This window comes from Inquilinus sp., from assembly GCF_039594555.1.
Taxonomy (GTDB): Bacteria; Pseudomonadota; Alphaproteobacteria; order DSM-16000; family Inquilinaceae; genus Inquilinus.
In genome coordinates this window covers 1-17,898 of the sequence record NZ_JBCNNF010000105.1, presented here as the reverse complement: position 1 = coordinate 17,898, position 17,898 = coordinate 1, and the positions used below count along the sequence as shown (strand labels likewise).

Genomic DNA, 17,898 nt, shown 5'->3' with positions numbered 1-17,898 from the left:
CTGGACGAGTTGGAGGCCGTGACGGCCTAAGCAGGGTGATGCCGGGTCACGCGGGCGTTGCCTCTCCCGCTTGCGGGAGAGGTCGGAGACGCGAAGCGGCTCCGGGTGAGGGGAGTTTGTCGAGGCCTGGGCCAGCCCTCACCCGGTCGTCCTGCGGACGCCCGACCTCTCCCGCCAGGCGGGAGAGGCAATCCGAGCTGCCTAGCCGTGATCGAGTGCTTAGGGAGAGGACGCCCCTTCCCTCACCAGCAGACGAAGCCGCCGTCGACGATCAGGTCGACGCCCGTGCAGAAGGACGAGGCAGCGCTGGCCAGGAACACGGCCGGGCCGACCAGCTCGTCCACCGTCGCCATGCGGCCCAGCGGCGTGTCGCGCTCGAAGATCTTGCGCTGCTCCGCCACCTCGGGCCGCAGATTCATCGGCGTCAGCGTGTAGCCGGGGCTGATCGCGTTCACCCGCAGGCCGCGATCGGCCCATTCCATCGCCAGGCTCTTGGTCAGGTGGATCACCCCGGCCTTCGAGGTGTTGTAATGCGCCTGCAGCAGTCCGCGGTTGACGATCGACCCCGACATCGAGGCGATGTTGACGATCGAGCCGCGCTTGCGCGGCAGCATCACCCGCGCCTCGGCCTGGGCGGAGAGGAAGACCCCGGTCAGGTTCACGTCGATGGTGCGCTGCCACTGCGCCTCGGGCAGGTCCTCCGCCGCCGTGGCGTTGGCGATGCCGGCGCAGTTCACGGCAACGGTCAACGCGCCGAGCTTGGCCTCGACCGCGTCGACGGCCTTGGCGAGATCCTCGGCCTGGGTCACGTCGCCGGTCAGGGTCAGCGCCCGGCGGCCCAGCGCCCGGATGCGGCCGGCGGTGTCGGCCAGGCCGGCCTGTGACGCCGCGAGGTCGAACAGGGCGACGTCGGCGCCGGCCTCGGCCAGGCCGACGGCGATGCGCTGGCCGATACCGCTGCCGGCGCCGGTGACGAAGGCGATCTGATCATCGAGCCGGAAGAGCTGCACGGTCGGATATTCCCTTAGAGTCAGCGGGTTGCGAGTTCCATCACGGCGACGCGGCTGGCATGGTCGCGGTCGAGGATGCCCTGGTTGCGGCCGCGGGCCAGCACCATGATCCGGTGCGACAGGCCCAGCACCTCGTCGAGGTCGGAGCTGACCACCACCACCGCCATGCCGGAGGCGGCGAGGCCGGCGATCACGTCATAGATCGCGGCGCGGGCGCCGACATCGATGCCGCGGGTCGGCTCGTCCAGGATGAAGACCTTGGGGTCGCGCGCGATCCATTTCGCGATCACGACCTTCTGCTGGTTGCCGCCGGAGAGGTTGCCGGCGCGCTGGCCCGGCGTGCCCTTCACCCCCATCCGCGCGATCAGCTCGGCGGCGAAGCCGCGCACCCGGGCCGGGCTGATCCAGCCGCCAGGGGCGATGCGGTCGAAATTGGCATAGGCGATGTTGTCGGCGATGGTGTGGTCCAGCACCACGCCCTGCAGCTTGCGGTCCTCCGGCACCAGCATCACGCCGGCGCGGATGGCGTCGGACGGGCCGCGCAGGTCGACCGGCTTGCCGTCCACCGCCACCGTGCCCGACGCCACGGGATCGGCGCCGACGACGCCGCGCACCAGCTCGGTTCGCCCGGCGCCGACGATGCCGGCGATGCCGAACACCTCGCCCGCCCGCACGGTGAAGCTGATGTCGCGGAAGGCGCCGTCGGCCGAGGTGAGGCCGGAGACCTCCAGCCGCGCCTGTTCGCCCGGCACCGAGACGGAGGGGAACATCCGGTCGACGCTGCGGCCGACCATCTGCTCGACCAGGGTCTTCACCGGCACCTGCGCCGTGTCATGGGTGGCGACCAGCCGGCCGTCGCGCAGCACCGCGACGCGGTCGGCGATGCGGGCGATCTCGTCGAGGCGATGGCTGATATAGATGAAGGAGACGCCGTCGCGCTTCAGCCGCTCGATCTGCTGGAACAGCCGCTCGGTCTCCTCCCCGCCCAGCGCCGCCGTCGGCTCGTCCAGGATCAGCAGGCGGGAGTTCAGGGTCAGCGCCTTGGCGATCTCGACCTGCTGCTGCGCCGCCACCCTGAGCTCGCGCACCAGCGTCGTCGGCGCGATGTCGAGGCCGAGGCGCCGCAGCTGTTCGCCGGCGCGGCGGTTCATCTCCGCCCGGTCGATCCGGCCGCCCTTGCTCGGCAGCCGGCCGACGAACACGTTCTCCGCGATCGTCAGGTCCGGCAGCAGCTTCATCTCCTGATGGATCAGGCCGATGCCGGCGGCGATCGCCTCCCCCGGCGAGGCCGGGGCGTAGGGCCGGCCCTGCCAGCTCATCGTGCCGGCGCTGGGCGGCACCAGGCCGGAGATGACCGAGGACAGGGTCGACTTGCCGGCGCCGTTCTCGCCCAGCAGGGCCAGCACCTCGCCCGGGCGGATGTCGAGGTCGACACCCTCCAGCACGGTGACGGCGCCATAGGCCTTGCCGATGCCGCGGATGGAGAGCCCGCTCTCCGCCACGGCGGCGCGAACGGTCGCCGGCGCCGCCATCAGGGGTGCTTCTCGATGAAGCCGGCGACATTGTCCTTGGTGGTCAGCGTCGCCTGCTGCAGCTGCTCGGCCGGCACCTTCTTGCCGTCGGCCAGCTCCAGCGCCGACTGCAGCGCCAGTCGGCCCATCTGCTGGGTGGTCTGGGTCATGGTCGCGTCCAGCGTGCCGGCCTGCACGGCCTTGAGGCCGGCGACGTCGCCGTCGAAGCCGAAGATCCAGGTCTTGTGGTCGAGATTGGCCACCTTCACCGCCTGGGCCGCGCCCAGCGCCAGCGCATCGGCCCGGCCGAAGAACACCGAGATGTCCGGGTTCCGCTGCAGCATGTCCTGGGCGATGTTGAAGCCCTCATCCTGCATCCACATGGTGCTGGCCTGCTTGGCGACGACCTTCAGGTCCGGGCACTTGGCCAGCGCCTCGGTGAAGCCCTTGTCGCGGTCCTGCTCCGGCGTGGTGCCGAGCTGGCCCTGGACGATGGCGACGTTGCCCTTGCCGCCGGTGACCTTGCAGACGTACTCGCCGAGCGTGCGGGCGGCGGCGACGCTGTCGGTGGCGATGAAGGTGTCGCCCGGCGCGTCAGCCGGGTTGCGGTCGACCGCGACCACCGGGATGCCGGCCGCCTTGGCCGCCTTCACCGGCACGCTGGCGGCGGTGGCGCCGGCCGGGATGTAGATCAGCGCGTCGATCTGCTGGGTGATCAGGTCCTGGATCTGGCTGACCTGGGTGGCGGAATCGCCCTTGGCGTCGACCGTGACGACCTTGATCCCCTGCTCCTTGGCCGAGGCCTCGACCGACTGCTTGATCTGGTTGAAGAAGTCGGCCTGCAGGTTGGCGACAGCCAGGCCGATCACCTTGTCCTTGGCCCAGGCGGGGCTGCCGAGGGCGGTGCCGGCCAGCAGGGCCAGCGCGGCAATGGCGATACGGGTCTTCATGGGTCAGTCCTCTCCTGTTGCGACGGTCTTTCCGTCTTTGTGATCCCGGTCAGCGGTTGTGGCGCCGGCCGAGGGTGTCGAAGGTGACGGCGGCGGCGATCACCAGGCCGATCACCACCTGCTGCACGAAGGGCGAGACGCCGAGCAGGTTCAGCCCGTTGCGCAGCACGCCGATGATCAGGACGCCGACCACCGTGCCGCCGATGCTGCCGACGCCGCCCGACAGGCTGGCGCCGCCGATCACGACCGCGGCGATGGTGTCGAGCTCGTAGCCGAGGCCGGCGCTGGGCTGCGAGGAGTCGAGGCGCGAGGCCAGCGCCATGCCGGCGATGCCGGCCAGCGCCCCGGCCGCGGCGTAGACCGCGATGGTCACCCGGCCGACATGAATGCCGGCCAGGCGCGCCACTTCGCGGCTGCCGCCGATGGCGTAGAGGTTGCGGCCGCTGGGCCGGAAGGTCAGATACAGCCAGCTGACCGCGACCAGCACCAGGAACAGCGCCACGGTCAGCGACAGGAAGCCGAAATTGCGCACGGTGGCCAGCGCGGTGAACCAGTCGGGGTAGCCGACGATCTGGGTGCCGTCGGTCAGGATGTTGGCCAGGCCGCGGGCCACCGACATCATGGTCAGCGTGGCGATGAAGGCGGGCAGCCGCGCCAGGGTGATCAGCAGGCCGGAGGCCAGGCCGCACACCGCGCCGGCGCCGATGCCGAGCAGGATGGCCAGGGCCATCGGCAGCTCCATGTCGCGCGCCAGCCAGCCCATCACCATCATCGACAGCGCCAGGACCGAGCCGACCGACAGGTCGATGCCGCCGATCACGATCACCGCCGTCATGCCGATGGCGAGGATGCCGAGCACCGTGACCTGGTCCAGCACGTTGAGGCCGTTGCGGACCGACAGGAAATGGTCGGAGGTGAAGGAGAAGATCACGCACAGCAGGATCAGGCCGATCAGAGGGCCCTGGGCGCCACTGGTCAGGCTGAATCGCGGCAGGAACGTCCTGGTGGCCGGTCGGTCGATGCGCGCTTCCATTCCCTACATCCCTTTTCGTGTCATCCGGCGGAGCAGCTCAGCGCCCCGCCGTCTCCGGCGGCATTGCACCCCCGGCCGCCTCCGGCGGCAGGCCGGAGGCGCGCTTTACCGCCCGCCGCCAGCCGTCCCGCTCGGCCCGGCGCCGCTCCCCCGGCATCGCCGGGGCGAAGCCGTGCCGCTCGCGCGGCAGCGCCGCCAGGCCGTCCCAGTCCCAGATCCCGGCGCCGAGCCCGGCCAGATGCGCCGCGCCGAGCGCCGACAGCTCGGCCGTGTCCGACCGCAGCACCGCGCAGCCGGCCAGGTCGGCCAGCGCCTGCATCAGCACCGGGTTGCGGGTCGGCCCGCCATCGACATGCAGCGCCCGCACCTGCCCGACGCTGCGGTCGATCGCCTCGACCACATCGGCGATCTGGTGCGGGATCGATTCCAGCGCCGCGCGGGCGACCGCGGCCCGCCCGCTGCCGAGAGTGAAGCCGGCCAGCAGGCCGACCGCATTCAGGTCCCACCACGGCGCGCCTAGGCCGTTGAAGCCGGGCACCAGATAGACGCCGTCGCTGGCGGCATCGGCTGCGAGGTCGGCCAGATCCTGGGTCGACAGGCCCAGCAGCTCCGCCACCCAGCGCAGCGTCGACCCGGCTGAGCGGATATTGCCTTCCGCCGCCAGCGCCGGGCCGCCGTCGATCGACCAGGCGATGGTCAGGCACAGGCCGGGGTCCAGCGCCTCGGCCCGGTCGATCAGCCCCATGACGGAGGAGCCGGTGCCCATCGTCGCCTTGATCTGGCCCGGGGCGAAGGCGCCATGGGCGAACAGCGCCGCATGGGAATCGCCCAGCACCGCGGCCACCGGCACGCCGTCCGGCAGCGGGTCAAGGCCGCGCACGGCCGGGAACGGGCCGGTCGAAGAGGCCACGCGCGGCAGCGCCGCCTCGGGCACGCCGAACAGGTCCATCAGGTCGGCGTCCCAGGCGGCGCGACGAACATCCAGCAGCTGGGTGCGCGAGGCGTTGCCGGCCTCGGTCACCGCGTCGCCGCCGAAGCGGCTGAGCAGCCAGGCATCGACCGTGCCGAGGCAGATCTCGCCGGCCTTCGCCCGGATTCGGTCGGGGTCTAGCGTGTCGAGCAGCCATTTGGCCTTGGCGGCCGAGAACATCGGGTCCAGCGGCAGGCCGCTGCGCTCCCGAACGAGCCGCTCGGCATCGGGCGAGCGCAGCGCCTCGCACAGCGCGCCGGTGCGCTGGTCCTGCCAGCTGACCAGCGGCGACAGCGCCGCGCCGGTGCGGCGGTCCCACATCAGCAGGGATTCGCGCTGGGTGCTGAAGCCGACCGCGGCGACCGATTTCGGGTCCCGGCCCTGCAGGCAGGCGGCGACGGCGGCGCGGACGCTGTCCCAGATCGCCGCCGGGTCCTGCTCGACCCAGCCCGGCTTCGGATGGGTCTCGCCCAGCGGCGCGGCCCCCCGCGCGACCACCGCGCCCGCGGCATCGACCAGCAGCGCCTTGGTGGAGCTGGTGCCCTGGTCGATAGCGAGGACGAAGCCCATGGTCAGGCCACCAGCTCGCGGGCGGCGGCGGCGATGCCGGCCGCGTTCAGCCCGAAATGGTCCAGCAGGAAGGCGGCGCTGCCGGTCGGGGCAAAGCCGGTGACGCCGAGGATGCGCATCGGCACCGGCCGGCCCTGCACCACCACCTCCGCCACCGCGCCGCCGAGGCCGCCCTGCACCACCGCCTCCTCGACGGTGACGATGCGGCCGGTCTCGGCCGCGGCGCGCAGCAGCGGCTCGGGGTCGAGCGGCTTGAGAGTGGCGACGTTCAGCACACGGGCTTGAACCCCTTCGCCGGCCAGAAGCTCCGCCGCCTCCAGCGCCCGCGACACCATGGTCCCCGTCGCCACCAGCGTGACGTCGCCGCCGTCGCGCAGAAGCTGCGTCGCGCCGCCGCTGAATTCGGCGCCGGCCGGCGTCACCTCCGGCACCGGGAAGCGGCCGATGCGCAGGAAGACGGGACGGCCGGCATCGGCGGCCCAGCGCACCGCGGCGCGGGTCTGGGTCGGGTCGGCCGGCACCATCACCGTCAGCTCGGCGATCGCCCGGGTCCAGGCCAGGTCCTCGATCGAATGATGCGTCGGCCCCAGCTCGCCATAGGCCATGCCGGGGCTCATGCCGCACAGCACCATCGGATACTGGCTGTAGGCCGCGTCGGCCTTGATCTGCTCCAGCGCCCGGCCGGTCAGGAAGGGCGAGGCGGCGCAGACGAAGGGCACGAAGCCGCCATTGGCCAGACCGGCGGCGACCCCGACCATGGCCTGCTCGGCGATGCCGACATTGACCAGCCGGTCGGGGAACTCGGCGGCGAAGCTGGTCAGGTTGCTGGAGCCGACGGAATCGTTGCAGACGGCGACGATGCGCCGGTCGGTGCGCGCCAGCTCGGTCAGGGTCTCGGCAAAGGCCTTGCGGCAGTCGAAGGTCCCGGCCTTGGCGACGACATCGGCGCTCATCGGGCCACCTCGGCGAGCGCCTGCTCGATCTGCGCCGGGGACGGCACCTTGTGGTGCCACTCCACCCGGTCTTCCATGAAGGACACGCCCTTCCCCTTGATCGTGCGGGCGATGACGCAGCGCGGCTTACCGGCCGGCGCGGCGGTGAAGGCATCCCACAGCGCGGCGTGGTCGTGGCCGTCCAGCTCGACCGCCTCCCAGCCGAAGGCGCGCCACTTGTCGGCCAGCGGCTCCAGCCGGTTGGTGTCCTCGGTGCGGGCGCCCTGCTGCAGCCGGTTGCGGTCGACGATGGCGGTCAGGGTGTCCAGGCCGCGATGGCCGGCAGACATCGCCGCCTCCCAGTTGCTGCCCTCCTGCAGCTCGCCGTCGCCGAGCACGACGAAGGTGCGCCAGGGGGCGCTGCTCAGCCGCGCCGCGATCGCCGAGCCGACGGCGATCGGCAGGCCGTGGCCGAGCGGGCCGGTGTTCGCCTCCACCCCCGGCACCTTGCGCCGGTTCGGATGGCCGTTCAGCACCGACAGCGGCTTCATGAAGCTGCCGAGCAGATCCGCCGGGATGAAGCCACGCAGCGCCAGCGTGCTGTACAGCGCGGCGGCGCAATGGCCCTTGCTGAGGATGAAACGGTCGCGGTCGGGCCGCGTAGGGTTGGCGGGGTCGAGGTCGAGCACGCCGAAGAACAGCGTCGCCAGGATGTCGGTCACCGACAGGTCGCCGCCGACATGGCCGAGGCCGGCCTGCCCGATCATGCGCAGCACGGAGCCGCGGATCTCCGCCGCCGCCCCGGCCAGGAGGCGCGCCCGCCCGGCCCCGTCCGCCGCGGCGATGCGCGCCGGGTCGAGGACCGTGTCGGGGACGAATGGGGGCTTGGGGTCGAGCACCGTTCCTCCGGTTTGAATAATTATTCATACTAAGATTTAAATTCATGCTATCCACGAGTCGAGAGCGCGTCAAGCCGAACGGTCCAGCCATTCACCCAAAGCACGAGGTGAGTAGGGAACTAGGAGAAAATTCTAAGCCATGGCCGGCGCTGATATGCAGCTTCCGCTTGACCGAACATCGGCCGGCGGCTGAATAATCACAATCTGATGCATAAATTTTCGATTCAGCCGCGCAGGCAACCCACGATCGAGGCCGCCTTCCGATGAGCCGCGTCAACGAGCTTCGCCTGATCACCCGGGTGGCGCAGATGTACTATGTCGACCGGCTGAAGCAGTCCGACATCTCGCAGCGGCTGCACATCTCGCAGGCCACGATCTCGCGCCTGCTGAAGCGGGCCGAGGACGAATCGATCGTCCGCATCACCATCAACGCGCCGCGCGGCACCTATGTCGACCTGGAGACGGGGCTGCGCGACCGCTTCGGCCTGGCCGAGGCGATCGTCGCCGAATGCGGCGAGGACCGCGAGGATTCGATCCTGGCCGGCATCGGCGATGCCGCGGCGCATTTCCTGGAGACGACGCTGGACCCGGGCGAGGTGATCGGCATCTCGTCCTGGAGCGCGTCGCTGCTGCGCATGGTCGACGCGGTCAACCCGCTGAAGCGGGTGGCGGCGGAACGGGTGGTGCAGATGCTGGGCGGCATGGGCAACCCCGCGGTGCAGGGCCACGCGACCCACCTGACCACGCGCCTGGCGCAGCTGACCGGGTCGCAGCCCCAGCTCCTCCCCGCCCCCGGCGTCGCCGGATCGGCCTCGGCCAAGCGCGCTTTGCTCGCCGACCCCTATGTCCGGGCGACGATGGAGCAGTGGCGGCGCATCACCCTGGCGCTGGTCGGCATCGGCGCGGTCGAGCCGTCGAAGATGCTGGCCAACAGCGGCAACGTCTTCACCGGCGCTGAGCTGGAGGCGGTGGCCGATAGCGGCGGCGTCGGCGACATCTGCCTGCGCTTCTTCGGCGCCTATGGCGCTCCGGTGCAGACGCCGCTGGACGAGCGCGTGATCTCGATGTCGCTCGACGAGATCGGCACCATCCCGCGCATCGTCGGCGTCGCCGGCGGCGCCCGCAAGGTGGCGGCGATCCGCGGCGCCCTGCTCGGCCGCCACATCAACATCCTGATCACCGACCGCTTCACGGCGGAGAAGCTGCTGGCCCAGTCCGACAACGACTTCGCCCGCTGACCCCATCAAGCAAGAGAGTTCCGGGAGAGACCCCATGCCCCGTTTCACCGACAAGACCGTCGTCATCACCGGCGCCAGCCGCGGCATCGGCGCCGCCATCGCCCGCCGCTTTGCCGCCGAGGGCGCGTCCGTGCTGCTGGCCGCCAACGAGCCGAGCGTCGCCGACGCTGCGGCGAGGATCGCCGCCGAGGGCGGCCGAACCGCCTCCTTCGTCGCCGACGTCACCGACCCGGCCCAGGTCGCGGCGCTCTATGACGAGGCGGAGACGCGCTTCGGCAAGGTCGACATCTCGATCCAGAATGCCGGCGTCATCACCATCGCCCGGATCGAGGACATGACCGAGGCGGAGTGGGACAAGGTGCTGGCGGTCAACACCAAGGGCGTCTTCCTGTGCTGCCAGGAGGCGATCCGCCGGATCCGCAAGCACGGCAAGGGCGGCCGGCTGATCAACACCGCCTCCGGCCAGGCGCGGCAGGGCTTCGTGTTCACGCCGCACTACGCCGCCTCGAAGTTCGGCGTGGTCGGGGTGACCCAGAGCCTGGCCAAGGAGGTGGCGAAGGAGGGCATCACCGTGAACGCCTTCTGCCCCGGCATCATCGACACCGACATGTGGGCCTACAACGACACGGCCTGGGGCAAGCTGCTGGGCGACTACAAGCCGGGCGAGCTGATGGCGGAATGGGTGCGCGGCATCCCGATGGGCCGCGCCGGCAGCGGCGAGGACGTCGCCGGCCTCGTCGCCTTCCTGGCCAGCGACGACGCCGCCTACATCACCGGGCAGACCATCAATGTCGATGGCGGCCTGATCATGTCGTGACGGCCGGAGCGCCGGGCTCCGGCTCGTCCTCCTCCGGCGCCAGCAGCTCGACCAGGGCGGCGACGCGGCCGGCCGGCATGGGCCGGCCGTCGCCGATCATCGCCTCGTCGCTGCCGTCCCAGGCCCAGGCCTGGACCAGCTCCTCCCGGCTCGCGCCGGTGCGGATGATGTCGGCCACCAGCGTCTCGTCTGCGGGGCCGAGAATCGCCGCGACATCCGCTGCGCTCAGGGTCATCGCCAATGCTCCCATTCGGCTTGGTGAGACGGGCTTCCTGGACAACTCCCGAGGCTTTCCGCCGGTTCCGATCGGGTGCGATACACATCCGATAGACGGCATGTGGATAAGATTCCCGCTTTCAGGTGTTGGTAGGGAGACCGTCGCAGGAAGAGAGCCGGCAAGATGGAGAGCCCGCAACCCCTCCCCCGCGTCCTGATCGTCGAGGACGACATGTGGATCGCCGGCATGCTGGCGGACATCGCGGCATCGGCCGGGGTCGAGGTGGTCGGCCCGGTCAGCACGCTGCGCGACGCCGTCCGCATTGCCAGCTCGGAGCGGCTGGATGCCGCGCTGCTCGACATCGGCCTGGGCCGGACGGAGGTCTATGCCGCCGCCGACGTGCTGGAGGAGCGCGACATCCCCTTCGCCTTCGTCACCGGCCGGACGGAGGCGGAGATCGAGCTGCTGCACCGCGGCCGCCCGGTCTGGAGCAAGCCGTTCCTGCAACAGCAGATCGCCAACGGGCTGAGGGACCTGATCGCGCGGCGATGAGAGCTGTCGTCCGGCCAGTCTGCCTCTGCGCGGAAGCAGATATGATGTCGAGCGTCTTCGCGCGTTGCCTCTGCCCTTTACGAGGTCCTTTCAGAATTCCAACACCGTCATTGCGAGCGCAGCGAAGCAATCCATCGGCTCGCAAGAGCGGAGGCATGGATTGCTTCGTCGGCTTCGCCTCCTCGCAACGACGGTAAGGAATGCGCATTGTGAAGAGATCTCGCTTGCGGGAGAGGCAACACGATGCCGCTCAAGCGCGATCGGCCGGCCTGACCTGGCGAACCCGCCCTGCTCTAGGCCCTGAGCGCCGCGGCCAGGCGCTGGCCGTGCGGCTGGGCCGGCGGCCGGTGCAGTTCGACCGGCGCGCCGGAGGCGGCCCGGCGTTCGGCCCAGTCGGCGAGCATCTCCATGCTGGTGTGGTCGATCTGGGCCAGCCCGCCGGCATCGAGCCGCACGGTCGCCCCCGGCGGCAGCGCCTCCAGCGCCCGCAGCAGGGCTGGCAGTTGCAGGAAGGTTGCCGCTCCCTCCAGCCGCAGCTCCGCCTCGCCGGTCGGCAGGTCGCGGCGGCGGATGCGCAGCGGCATGCGGCGCAGATGCGGCAGCACCTCCAGGAACGACAGCGCCAGCCCGACCAGCACGCCGGTCAGCAGGTCGGTCGCCACCACCATGACCACGGTGGCCGCCCAGATCGCCGCCGGCAGCACGCCGTGACGCTGCAGCAGCTCGCGCACATGCTTCAGGCTGACCAGCCGCCAGCCGGTGACCACCAGCACGCCGGCCAGCGCCGCCATCGGCACCTCGCGCAGCAGCCAGGGCAGCAGGGCGACGGCGGCGAGGATCCAGGCGCCGTGCAGGATCGTCGACAGCCGGGTGGCGGCGCCGGCCTGGACATTGGCCGAGCTGCGCACGATCACCCCGGTCATCGGCAGGGCGCCGGCCAGGCCGCACAGCAGGTTGCCGACGCCCTGGGCCGACAGCTCGCGGTCGTAGTTCGTGCGCACGCCGTCATGCATCCGGTCGACCGCGGCGGCGGAGAGCAGCGTCTCGGCGCTGGCGATCACGGCGATGACCAGCGCCGCGGCCAGGATCCCACCCTCGCCCAGCCGCGACAGGTCGGCCATGGTCGGGACCGAGACGGCGGACAGGATTGCGTCGGGCACGTCGACGCGCTGGACCGGCAGCGCCAGGGCCGCGGCCAGGGCGGTGCCCACGACGACGCCGACCAGGGCGCCGGGGACCAGGCGCAGCGAGCGCGGCCGCAGCCTTTCCCACAGCACCATCGCCAGGATGGTGGCGCCACCGGCCAGCACCGCGGCCGTCCCGGACGACCATTGCAACGGCACCAGGCCGAAGACCGCAGCCGGGATCGCCGCCAGGTTCTGCAGCCCGTCCGGCAGCGGCGTGCGGCCGAACAGCACCTGCAGCTGCGCCGCCACGATCAGCACGCCGATGCCGGCCAGCATGCCGTGCACCACGGCGGGCGAGATGGCGCGGAACCACTTGCCCAGCCGCAGCACGCCGGCGCCGAGTTGCAGCAGCCCGGCCAGCACCAGGATCGGGCCGAGCATCGCCAGCCCGAAATCCTGCACCAGCTGGAACACAATCACGGCGAGGCCGGCAGCCGGGCCGCTGACCTGCAGCGGCGAGCCGGCCATCAGGCCGACGACGATGCCGCCGATGATGCCGGTCACCAGCCCCTTCTCCGCCGGGACGCCGGAGGCGACGGCAATGCCCATGCACAGCGGCAGGGCGACCAGGACGACGACGATCGAGGCCGGCAGGTCGCGGGCCAGCGAGGATGGGAGGAAGCGTCCCATGCCGCCTACTCCGCCGCCAGGCGCGGCATCGGCGGCAAGGCGACCGGCAGGCTGCCGGCGTCGTCGATCCGGCCGAAACGTCCGGCGGCGCCGTCATAGGCGTGGATCTCGCCGGATTCGAGCTCGAAGAACCAGCCGTGCAGGCGCAGCTGGCCGCGGGCGACCTTGGCCGCGACCGAGGGATGGGTGCGCAGGTGGTTCAGCTGCGCCACCACATTCTCCAGCGCCAGCGCGCGCAGCGTCTCGCGCTCGTCGCGGCCCGGCGGATAGGCCTCGCACACCACCCGGTGGGCGGCATGGCTGTGGCGCAGCCAGGCGGCGACGTTCGGCATGTCCTGCAGCGCCTCGGGGTGCAGCAGCCCCTTCATCGCGCCGCAGTCGGAATGGCCGCAGACCACGATGTCGCGAACGCCGAGCGCCACCACCGCATATTCGATCGCCGAGGACACGCCGCCATTGGCCTGGGAGAAGGGCGGCACGATGTTGCCGGCGTTGCGGCAGCAGAAGATCTGGCCCGGGCCGCTCTGGGTGATCAGCTCGGGCACCACCCGGGAATCGGCGCAGGAGATCACCAGCGCCTGGGGCTGCTGGCCGTCGGTCGCGAGCTTCCGGTACAGCGGCTGCTGCTGCGGGAAGATCTCGGCGCGGAACCGCGCCATCCCGTGGAAGAGGTCGTCCATCCTTGGCCTCCAATGCATGATCGAGGAGTCGCGCAAGAGGAGGATGGGAATCCTATTTTTCGCATGTGCGAACGGTTCGTGACAAAGTGTTTCACACCACCATGCTCTTCATTGAAACTCTTCACAGCCCGTCATCCCGGGCGCGGCGCAGCACGCAGTGATGCGCCGCAGAACCGGGATCTCTTCGTGGCTGGCGATAAGATCCCGTGTCTGCGCCGCGATACTTCGCATCGCAGCGCGCACGGGATGACGGCTCTTTACCGGCTCGCTGGTTTCAGAGCCGAGGCAGGGTCACTTCGGCCGTCAACCCTCCCCCCGGCCGGTTGACCAGCGCCAGCCGGCCGCCCTCGCGCTCCACCGCCTGCAGGGCGATGGCCAGGCCGAGCCCGACGCCGCCGGTGGCGCGGCTGCGCGAGCCTTCGATGCGCTGGAAGGGCTGCAGCACGCGGTCCAGTTCGGCCTCGGGGATGCCCGGCCCGTCATCCGCGATGGCGACCGTGACGCCGGCCGGGCCGTCCCGCAGCGCCACGCGGGCCGAGCCGCCATAGGCCACCGCATTGTCGATCAGGTTGGCGAAGGCGCGCTTCAGCGCCAGCGGCCGGGCGTGCAGCACGGCCCGGTCCGGCCCGTCATAGGTGGCGTCCTGGCCGGCATCGGCGGCGGCGTCGACCAGCGTGGTCAGCAGCGCCACCAGGTCGACCGCCCGCCGCGGCTCGGGGTCGGTGTCGCCCTTGAGATAGGCCAGCACCGAGCCGACCATCTGCTCCATCTCGTCGAGATCGGCCTGCAGCTCGGCCTGCAGCGCCCGGTTCTCCAGCAAATCGGTGCGCAGGCGCAGCCGGCCGATCGGCGTGCGCAGGTCGTGCGACACCGCGGCCAGGGCCTGGGTCTGGTCGGCGATCAGCCGGACCAGCCGGTCCTGCATGGCGTTCAGCGCCCGCGCCAGGCGCCGCACCTCCATCGGCCCTTCGACCGCGACCGGGACCGGCCGGCCACGGCCGATCGCATCCGCCGCCCGCACCAGCTGGCGCAAGGGCGTCCCGAGCGCGCGGACCAGCAGCGGCGCCGCGATCAGCAGGCAGCTGGCCAGCAGCGCCGTGGACAGCAGGCTGCGCAGGATGTCGGGCAGGCCGTGCTGCAGCCGGGTGACGTCGAAGCCGAGGGCGGAGCCGTCGGCGAGGCGCAGCTCGCCCCGGACGCGGTGCGGCTCCGCCTCGCCGCGGCCCCGGTCCAAGGTCAGGCCGCGCCCGGCCAGGCCAGGCTCCCGCTTCTGCAGCCGCGCCTCCAGGTCGCGCAGCCAGGGAGACGCGCCCCCTCCGGCGCCGGCCGGGCGCTCCGACCAGCTCAGGGCCAGGTCGGCGGTGGACAGCGCCCGTGCCAGCCCCGGCCGCTGCCCGGGCGGCACGCTGGACAGCGCGCGCTCGCCGATCGCCAGCCGTTCGGCCAGATGGTCGGCATGGACGTCGCCGGACTTGGTGCGCTCGGCCATCTCCTGCAGCACCGAGCTGCCGATGAACTGCAGCAGCACGGCGGACAGGACGAGCAGGGTGAGGCGGCCCAGCAGGCCGCGCGGCCAGACCGGGATCACCGGCGCTCCACATCCGCCGCGAACATGTAGCCGACACCGCGGATGGTGCGGATCAAAGCGCCCTCCGTGCCGCCGGAACCGAGCTTGCGGCGCAGCCGGCTGACCAGCACGTCGACGCTGCGGTCCGACGGGCTGCCGAGCCGCGTGCGCGACAGCTCCAGCAGGCGTTCGCGCCCGATCACCCGCTGCGGATGCTCGAGGAAGCTGACCAGCAGGTCGTGCTCGGCGCCGGACAGCTCGACCTCCGCCCCGCCGGGGTCGGTCAGCCGCCGCCGGCGCTGGTCCAGGGTCCAGCCGGCAAAGCGCAGCAGCTCGCGGGCGGAGCGCCCGGGGAAGGACTCCAGCCCCGCGCCGCGCCGCAGCGCCGCGCGCACCCGCGCCAGCAGCTCGCGCCGGCCGAAGGGCTTGCTGATGTAGTCGTCGGCCCCGACCTCGAGCCCGACCACGCGGTCCATCTCCTCGCCGCGGGCGCTGACCATGATGATCGGCACCGGGCTGCGCGCCCGGAAGGCGCGGCAGAGGTCGAGGCCGTCGGCGCCGGGCAGCATCACGTCGAGGATCAGGAGGTCGACCGGCGCCGTCTCGATCGACTCCCACATCTCGCGGCCGTCACCGACGCCGGTGGCGCGCAGCCCGTTCTCGCGCAGGATGCGCACGATCAGGGACCGGGTGCCGGCGTCGTCCTCGACCACGAGCACGCGGTCCGGACGCAGGGGGCTGGGCTCGTTCATCAAGGATCCGCAGGTCCTGTGGCTGTGGGACAGGGCAGCGAACGTCTCCTCCCCTTGCCCCGGCAGCCGCCGGGACATGCCGGGATCGCCGGGCGACCGGGATCCGCGATGTTTTCGTTAAAATCATCGATAATGATCTGCAAGAGACAGCAAGCATAGGCTGCTCTGCGATAGAAGATCCCCAAAGGAAACTCAACTGCTGGAAGGTCGCAGCCGCAGTCGGATCAGATGATTATCAAGACTGTTGCAAAGGCAACTCGATGCGGATGCGGAACGATGATCGCATCCGGGATCGATCCGGCCGCGCATCACTGTGACTGCGACGCCGCGATGGTGCGGCCGAGGCGCTGCGCCAGGGCCGAGCCCGGCGTGCCGAGCGCGGTGGCGATGCTCATGTGGTTCTCGCCCGGCAGGGTGGCGAAGCCCGCCTCGATGCCCGCCGCGGCCAGGCGGTCGGCGAAGGCGCGGCCCTGGGCCAGGAAGGGCGGCGTCTCCGCGGCCCCGGCCACGACATCCACCACCGGCCCCGGCACCGGCGTCGCCGCCAGCGGCGACCAGGCCGCCACCTCCTCCGCCGTCAGGCCGATTTCCGGCTGCAGGAAGCTGCGCGTGATCGGGTCCAGGTCGTAGATGCCGCTGACCAGCAGCAGCGACCGCACCGGCACGATCGGCCCGGCCCCCTCCTCCCCCGCCCCGCGGCAGGCCAGGAGGCTGGCGAGATGGGCGCCGGCGGAGGCGCCGCTGGCGCTGAGCGCCGCCGGGTCGCCGCCCCAGCGCCCGGCATTCGCCGCCAGCCACGCGACGGCCCGGCGCACCTGGCCGACCAGCGTCGCCATCCGCGCCTTCGGCATCAGCGAATAGTCGATAATCGCGGCGATCGCGCCATGGTCGGTGATCGCGTCGGCGACGAAGGCAAAGTCGAGCTTGGAGAAGGCGCGCCAATAGCCGCCATGGATGAAGGCATGGACCGGGAACGGCCCCTGCCCCTCCGCCGGCAGGTAGAGGTCCAGCGTCTCGTCCGGATGGTCGCCATAGGCCAAGTCGCGCACGCCGCGCAGCGACTGCCGGGTGCGCTCGCTGGCCCGGCGATAGGCGGCGAGATGGGCTTCGAAGTCCGGGACATGGGCGCGGATCATGAAGGGATCGGTCATGGCAGGGCGGCCTCGGCGACGGGAGGGGGATCGATGGGGAGGATGGGCGCGGCGGCGCCCGGCAGGTCCAGCGCTTCCAGCATGGCCCGGGCCTTCGGCAGGTCGGCGGCCGGCACGCGCAGCAGCAGCACGGCGCGGACCTGGCCATCGGCGCCGCGGACCGGCCGCGCCGCCTCGCCCGTGTCGGGGCAGGTCTCGCCGGCTACGGCGGCGACGCGTTGCCCGCCTTCGGCCCGGATCGCGGCCACCAGCTCCGGCAGGGTCAGCGGCCGGGCGGAATCGCGCCGCGGCCGGGCATGCGCGGCCAGCAGCCAGCGCAGCCGCCGCTCCGGCAGCTCGGCCACCAGCAGGCGGCCGGCCAGGGTCCAGTTCACCGGGGTGCGGCCGCCCACCAGGATCGGCGCGGCCCCGGGTGCGGCCCGGCCGAGGGCGATGGTGCAGCGCTCGCCATGCAGCACCGCCAGCGCCGCAGCCCCGCCCACAGCCCGCGCCAGCCGGTCCAGCATCGGCTCCGCCACGGCGGCGAGGTCGGCGATGCCGATGGCGGCGAAGCCGGCGGCCCGGGCCCGCGGCCCGGCGCGGATCCGGCCGCGGCCGCCGCGCTGCAGCAGCCCATGCGCCACCAGCGGCCCGAGCAGATCGTGCAGCGAGGAGCGCGGCATGGCCACCGCCTCCAGCAGGTCGGCGATGCCGGCCTCGCCGCCATGCGCCTTGAGCCAGACCAGGATGTCGAGGGTGCGCAGGATCGACCGGGCGCCGCCGTCGGCCGCCGCGCCCTTGCCGACCGCAAAGGTGGTGGGGTCGTAATCCTCGCCCATGCCGTGGCCGAGGATCAGGCTGGGCGGCCGGTCCCAGCGGACATGGTCCTCGACATACACATCGGCACGGACCGACGCCGTCTCCCACCCCCGGCTGATCACCAGGGGCGTGTGCACCTCGATCCGCCGCGGCAGGGTGCGGCCGGCGAGGATGTCGAGCGCGGCCTCGACCGCACGGATGCCCATGGCCGGCGGGAAGTCCATCGCCGCCAGCTTCACCCCGTGCAGGATCGCCAGCTGGTAGACCGCGTTCTGGTCGCCGCCGGTGTGCGGCGGCACGCGGCCGTCATATCCGGCATCGACCCAGGCCTGGATCGACCCGGCGCCGTGCAGGCCGCTGTCGCACCAGACGCCGTCGATGGCGTCGCCCCAGCGCTCGATCAGCCCGGCCATGGCGCGGCGGCCGGCCGGGAC

At 71.9% G+C, this 17,898-nt stretch carries 17 protein-coding genes; 3 read left to right on the top strand and 14 right to left on the bottom strand.

Features of this window, described 5'->3' with window-relative positions:
- Window positions 1-242 precede the first annotated feature (242 nt).
- From ABDW35_RS13575 to ABDW35_RS13545, 7 genes are read right to left on the bottom strand one after another with little or no spacing between them, the layout of a single operon-like run.
- Window positions 243-1,010, bottom strand: coding sequence for an SDR family oxidoreductase (locus tag ABDW35_RS13575; RefSeq protein WP_343714403.1), 768 nt, complete (start codon window positions 1,008-1,010; stop codon window positions 243-245).
- Window positions 1,011-1,030: 20 nt separating this feature from the next.
- Window positions 1,031-2,542 carry a sugar ABC transporter ATP-binding protein gene (locus ABDW35_RS13570; RefSeq protein WP_343714402.1) on the bottom strand — a complete coding sequence of 504 codons (1,512 nt, stop codon included), beginning with the start codon at window positions 2,540-2,542 and terminating at the stop codon, window positions 1,031-1,033.
- On the bottom strand, window positions 2,542-3,471 hold the full coding sequence (locus ABDW35_RS13565; protein WP_343714401.1) for a sugar ABC transporter substrate-binding protein: 930 nt from the start codon (window positions 3,469-3,471) through the stop codon (window positions 2,542-2,544). The genes ABDW35_RS13570 and ABDW35_RS13565 overlap by 1 nt, the downstream gene beginning before the upstream one ends.
- A gap of 49 nt (window positions 3,472-3,520) precedes the next feature.
- Window positions 3,521-4,504, bottom strand: a complete 984-nt coding sequence (locus tag ABDW35_RS13560; protein WP_343714400.1) for an ABC transporter permease — start codon at window positions 4,502-4,504, stop codon at window positions 3,521-3,523.
- Window positions 4,505-4,541: 37 nt separating this feature from the next.
- Window positions 4,542-6,044 (bottom strand): FGGY family carbohydrate kinase, encoded by a 1,503-nt coding sequence (locus ABDW35_RS13555; RefSeq protein WP_343714399.1) that lies wholly within the window; start codon window positions 6,042-6,044, stop codon window positions 4,542-4,544.
- A gap of 2 nt (window positions 6,045-6,046) precedes the next feature.
- On the bottom strand, window positions 6,047-6,997 hold the full coding sequence (locus ABDW35_RS13550) for a transketolase C-terminal domain-containing protein (RefSeq protein ID WP_343714398.1): 951 nt from the start codon (window positions 6,995-6,997) through the stop codon (window positions 6,047-6,049).
- Window positions 6,994-7,875: a transketolase gene (locus ABDW35_RS13545; protein ID WP_343714397.1), complete on the bottom strand. Its 882-nt coding sequence runs from the start codon at window positions 7,873-7,875 to the stop codon at window positions 6,994-6,996. The genes ABDW35_RS13550 and ABDW35_RS13545 overlap by 4 nt, the downstream gene beginning before the upstream one ends.
- 263 nt (window positions 7,876-8,138) lie before the next feature.
- On the opposite strand from ABDW35_RS13545, the gene ABDW35_RS13540 reads away from it, so the two are divergent.
- Window positions 8,139-9,113 carry a sugar-binding transcriptional regulator gene (locus ABDW35_RS13540; RefSeq protein ID WP_343714396.1) on the top strand — a complete coding sequence of 325 codons (975 nt, stop codon included), beginning with the start codon at window positions 8,139-8,141 and terminating at the stop codon, window positions 9,111-9,113.
- 34 nt (window positions 9,114-9,147) lie between these two features.
- The gene (locus tag ABDW35_RS13535) at window positions 9,148-9,930 is read left to right on the top strand and encodes a glucose 1-dehydrogenase (protein WP_343714395.1); all 783 of its coding nucleotides are present in this window, start codon (window positions 9,148-9,150) and stop codon (window positions 9,928-9,930) included.
- Here ABDW35_RS13535 and ABDW35_RS13530 read toward each other — a convergent pair.
- Entirely contained in the window at window positions 9,920-10,165 is a 246-nt protein-coding gene (locus tag ABDW35_RS13530; protein WP_343714394.1) for a hypothetical protein, read from the bottom strand. The two genes, ABDW35_RS13535 and ABDW35_RS13530, sit on opposite strands and share 11 nt — an antisense overlap.
- A gap of 165 nt (window positions 10,166-10,330) precedes the next feature.
- Here ABDW35_RS13530 and ABDW35_RS13525 point away from each other — a divergent pair, with 165 nt between their 5' ends.
- The gene (locus ABDW35_RS13525; protein WP_343714393.1) at window positions 10,331-10,699 is read left to right on the top strand and encodes a hypothetical protein; all 369 of its coding nucleotides are present in this window, start codon (window positions 10,331-10,333) and stop codon (window positions 10,697-10,699) included.
- Between the two features lie 293 nt (window positions 10,700-10,992).
- On the opposite strand, the gene ABDW35_RS13520 is transcribed toward ABDW35_RS13525, so the two are convergent.
- The 6 genes from ABDW35_RS13520 to ABDW35_RS13495 form a co-directional block, all read right to left on the bottom strand.
- Window positions 10,993-12,516: a SulP family inorganic anion transporter gene (locus tag ABDW35_RS13520; RefSeq protein ID WP_343714392.1), complete on the bottom strand. Its 1,524-nt coding sequence runs from the start codon at window positions 12,514-12,516 to the stop codon at window positions 10,993-10,995.
- Window positions 12,517-12,521: 5 nt separating this feature from the next.
- Window positions 12,522-13,196: a carbonic anhydrase gene (locus tag ABDW35_RS13515; RefSeq protein ID WP_343714391.1), complete on the bottom strand. Its 675-nt coding sequence runs from the start codon at window positions 13,194-13,196 to the stop codon at window positions 12,522-12,524.
- Window positions 13,197-13,470: 274 nt separating this feature from the next.
- Entirely contained in the window at window positions 13,471-14,784 is a 1,314-nt protein-coding gene (locus tag ABDW35_RS13510; protein WP_343714390.1) for an ATP-binding protein, read from the bottom strand.
- Window positions 14,781-15,515: a response regulator transcription factor gene (locus ABDW35_RS13505; RefSeq protein ID WP_343714389.1), complete on the bottom strand. Its 735-nt coding sequence runs from the start codon at window positions 15,513-15,515 to the stop codon at window positions 14,781-14,783. Before ABDW35_RS13505 ends, ABDW35_RS13510 begins: the two co-directional genes overlap by 4 nt.
- 308 nt (window positions 15,516-15,823) lie before the next feature.
- Window positions 15,824-16,666, bottom strand: coding sequence for an alpha/beta hydrolase (locus ABDW35_RS13500; RefSeq protein WP_343714388.1), 843 nt, complete (start codon window positions 16,664-16,666; stop codon window positions 15,824-15,826).
- Window positions 16,663-17,898 (bottom strand): helix-turn-helix domain-containing protein (locus tag ABDW35_RS13495; RefSeq protein ID WP_343714387.1); only part of this gene is annotated, 1,236 nt, incomplete at its 5' end. The genes ABDW35_RS13500 and ABDW35_RS13495, both read right to left, overlap by 4 nt.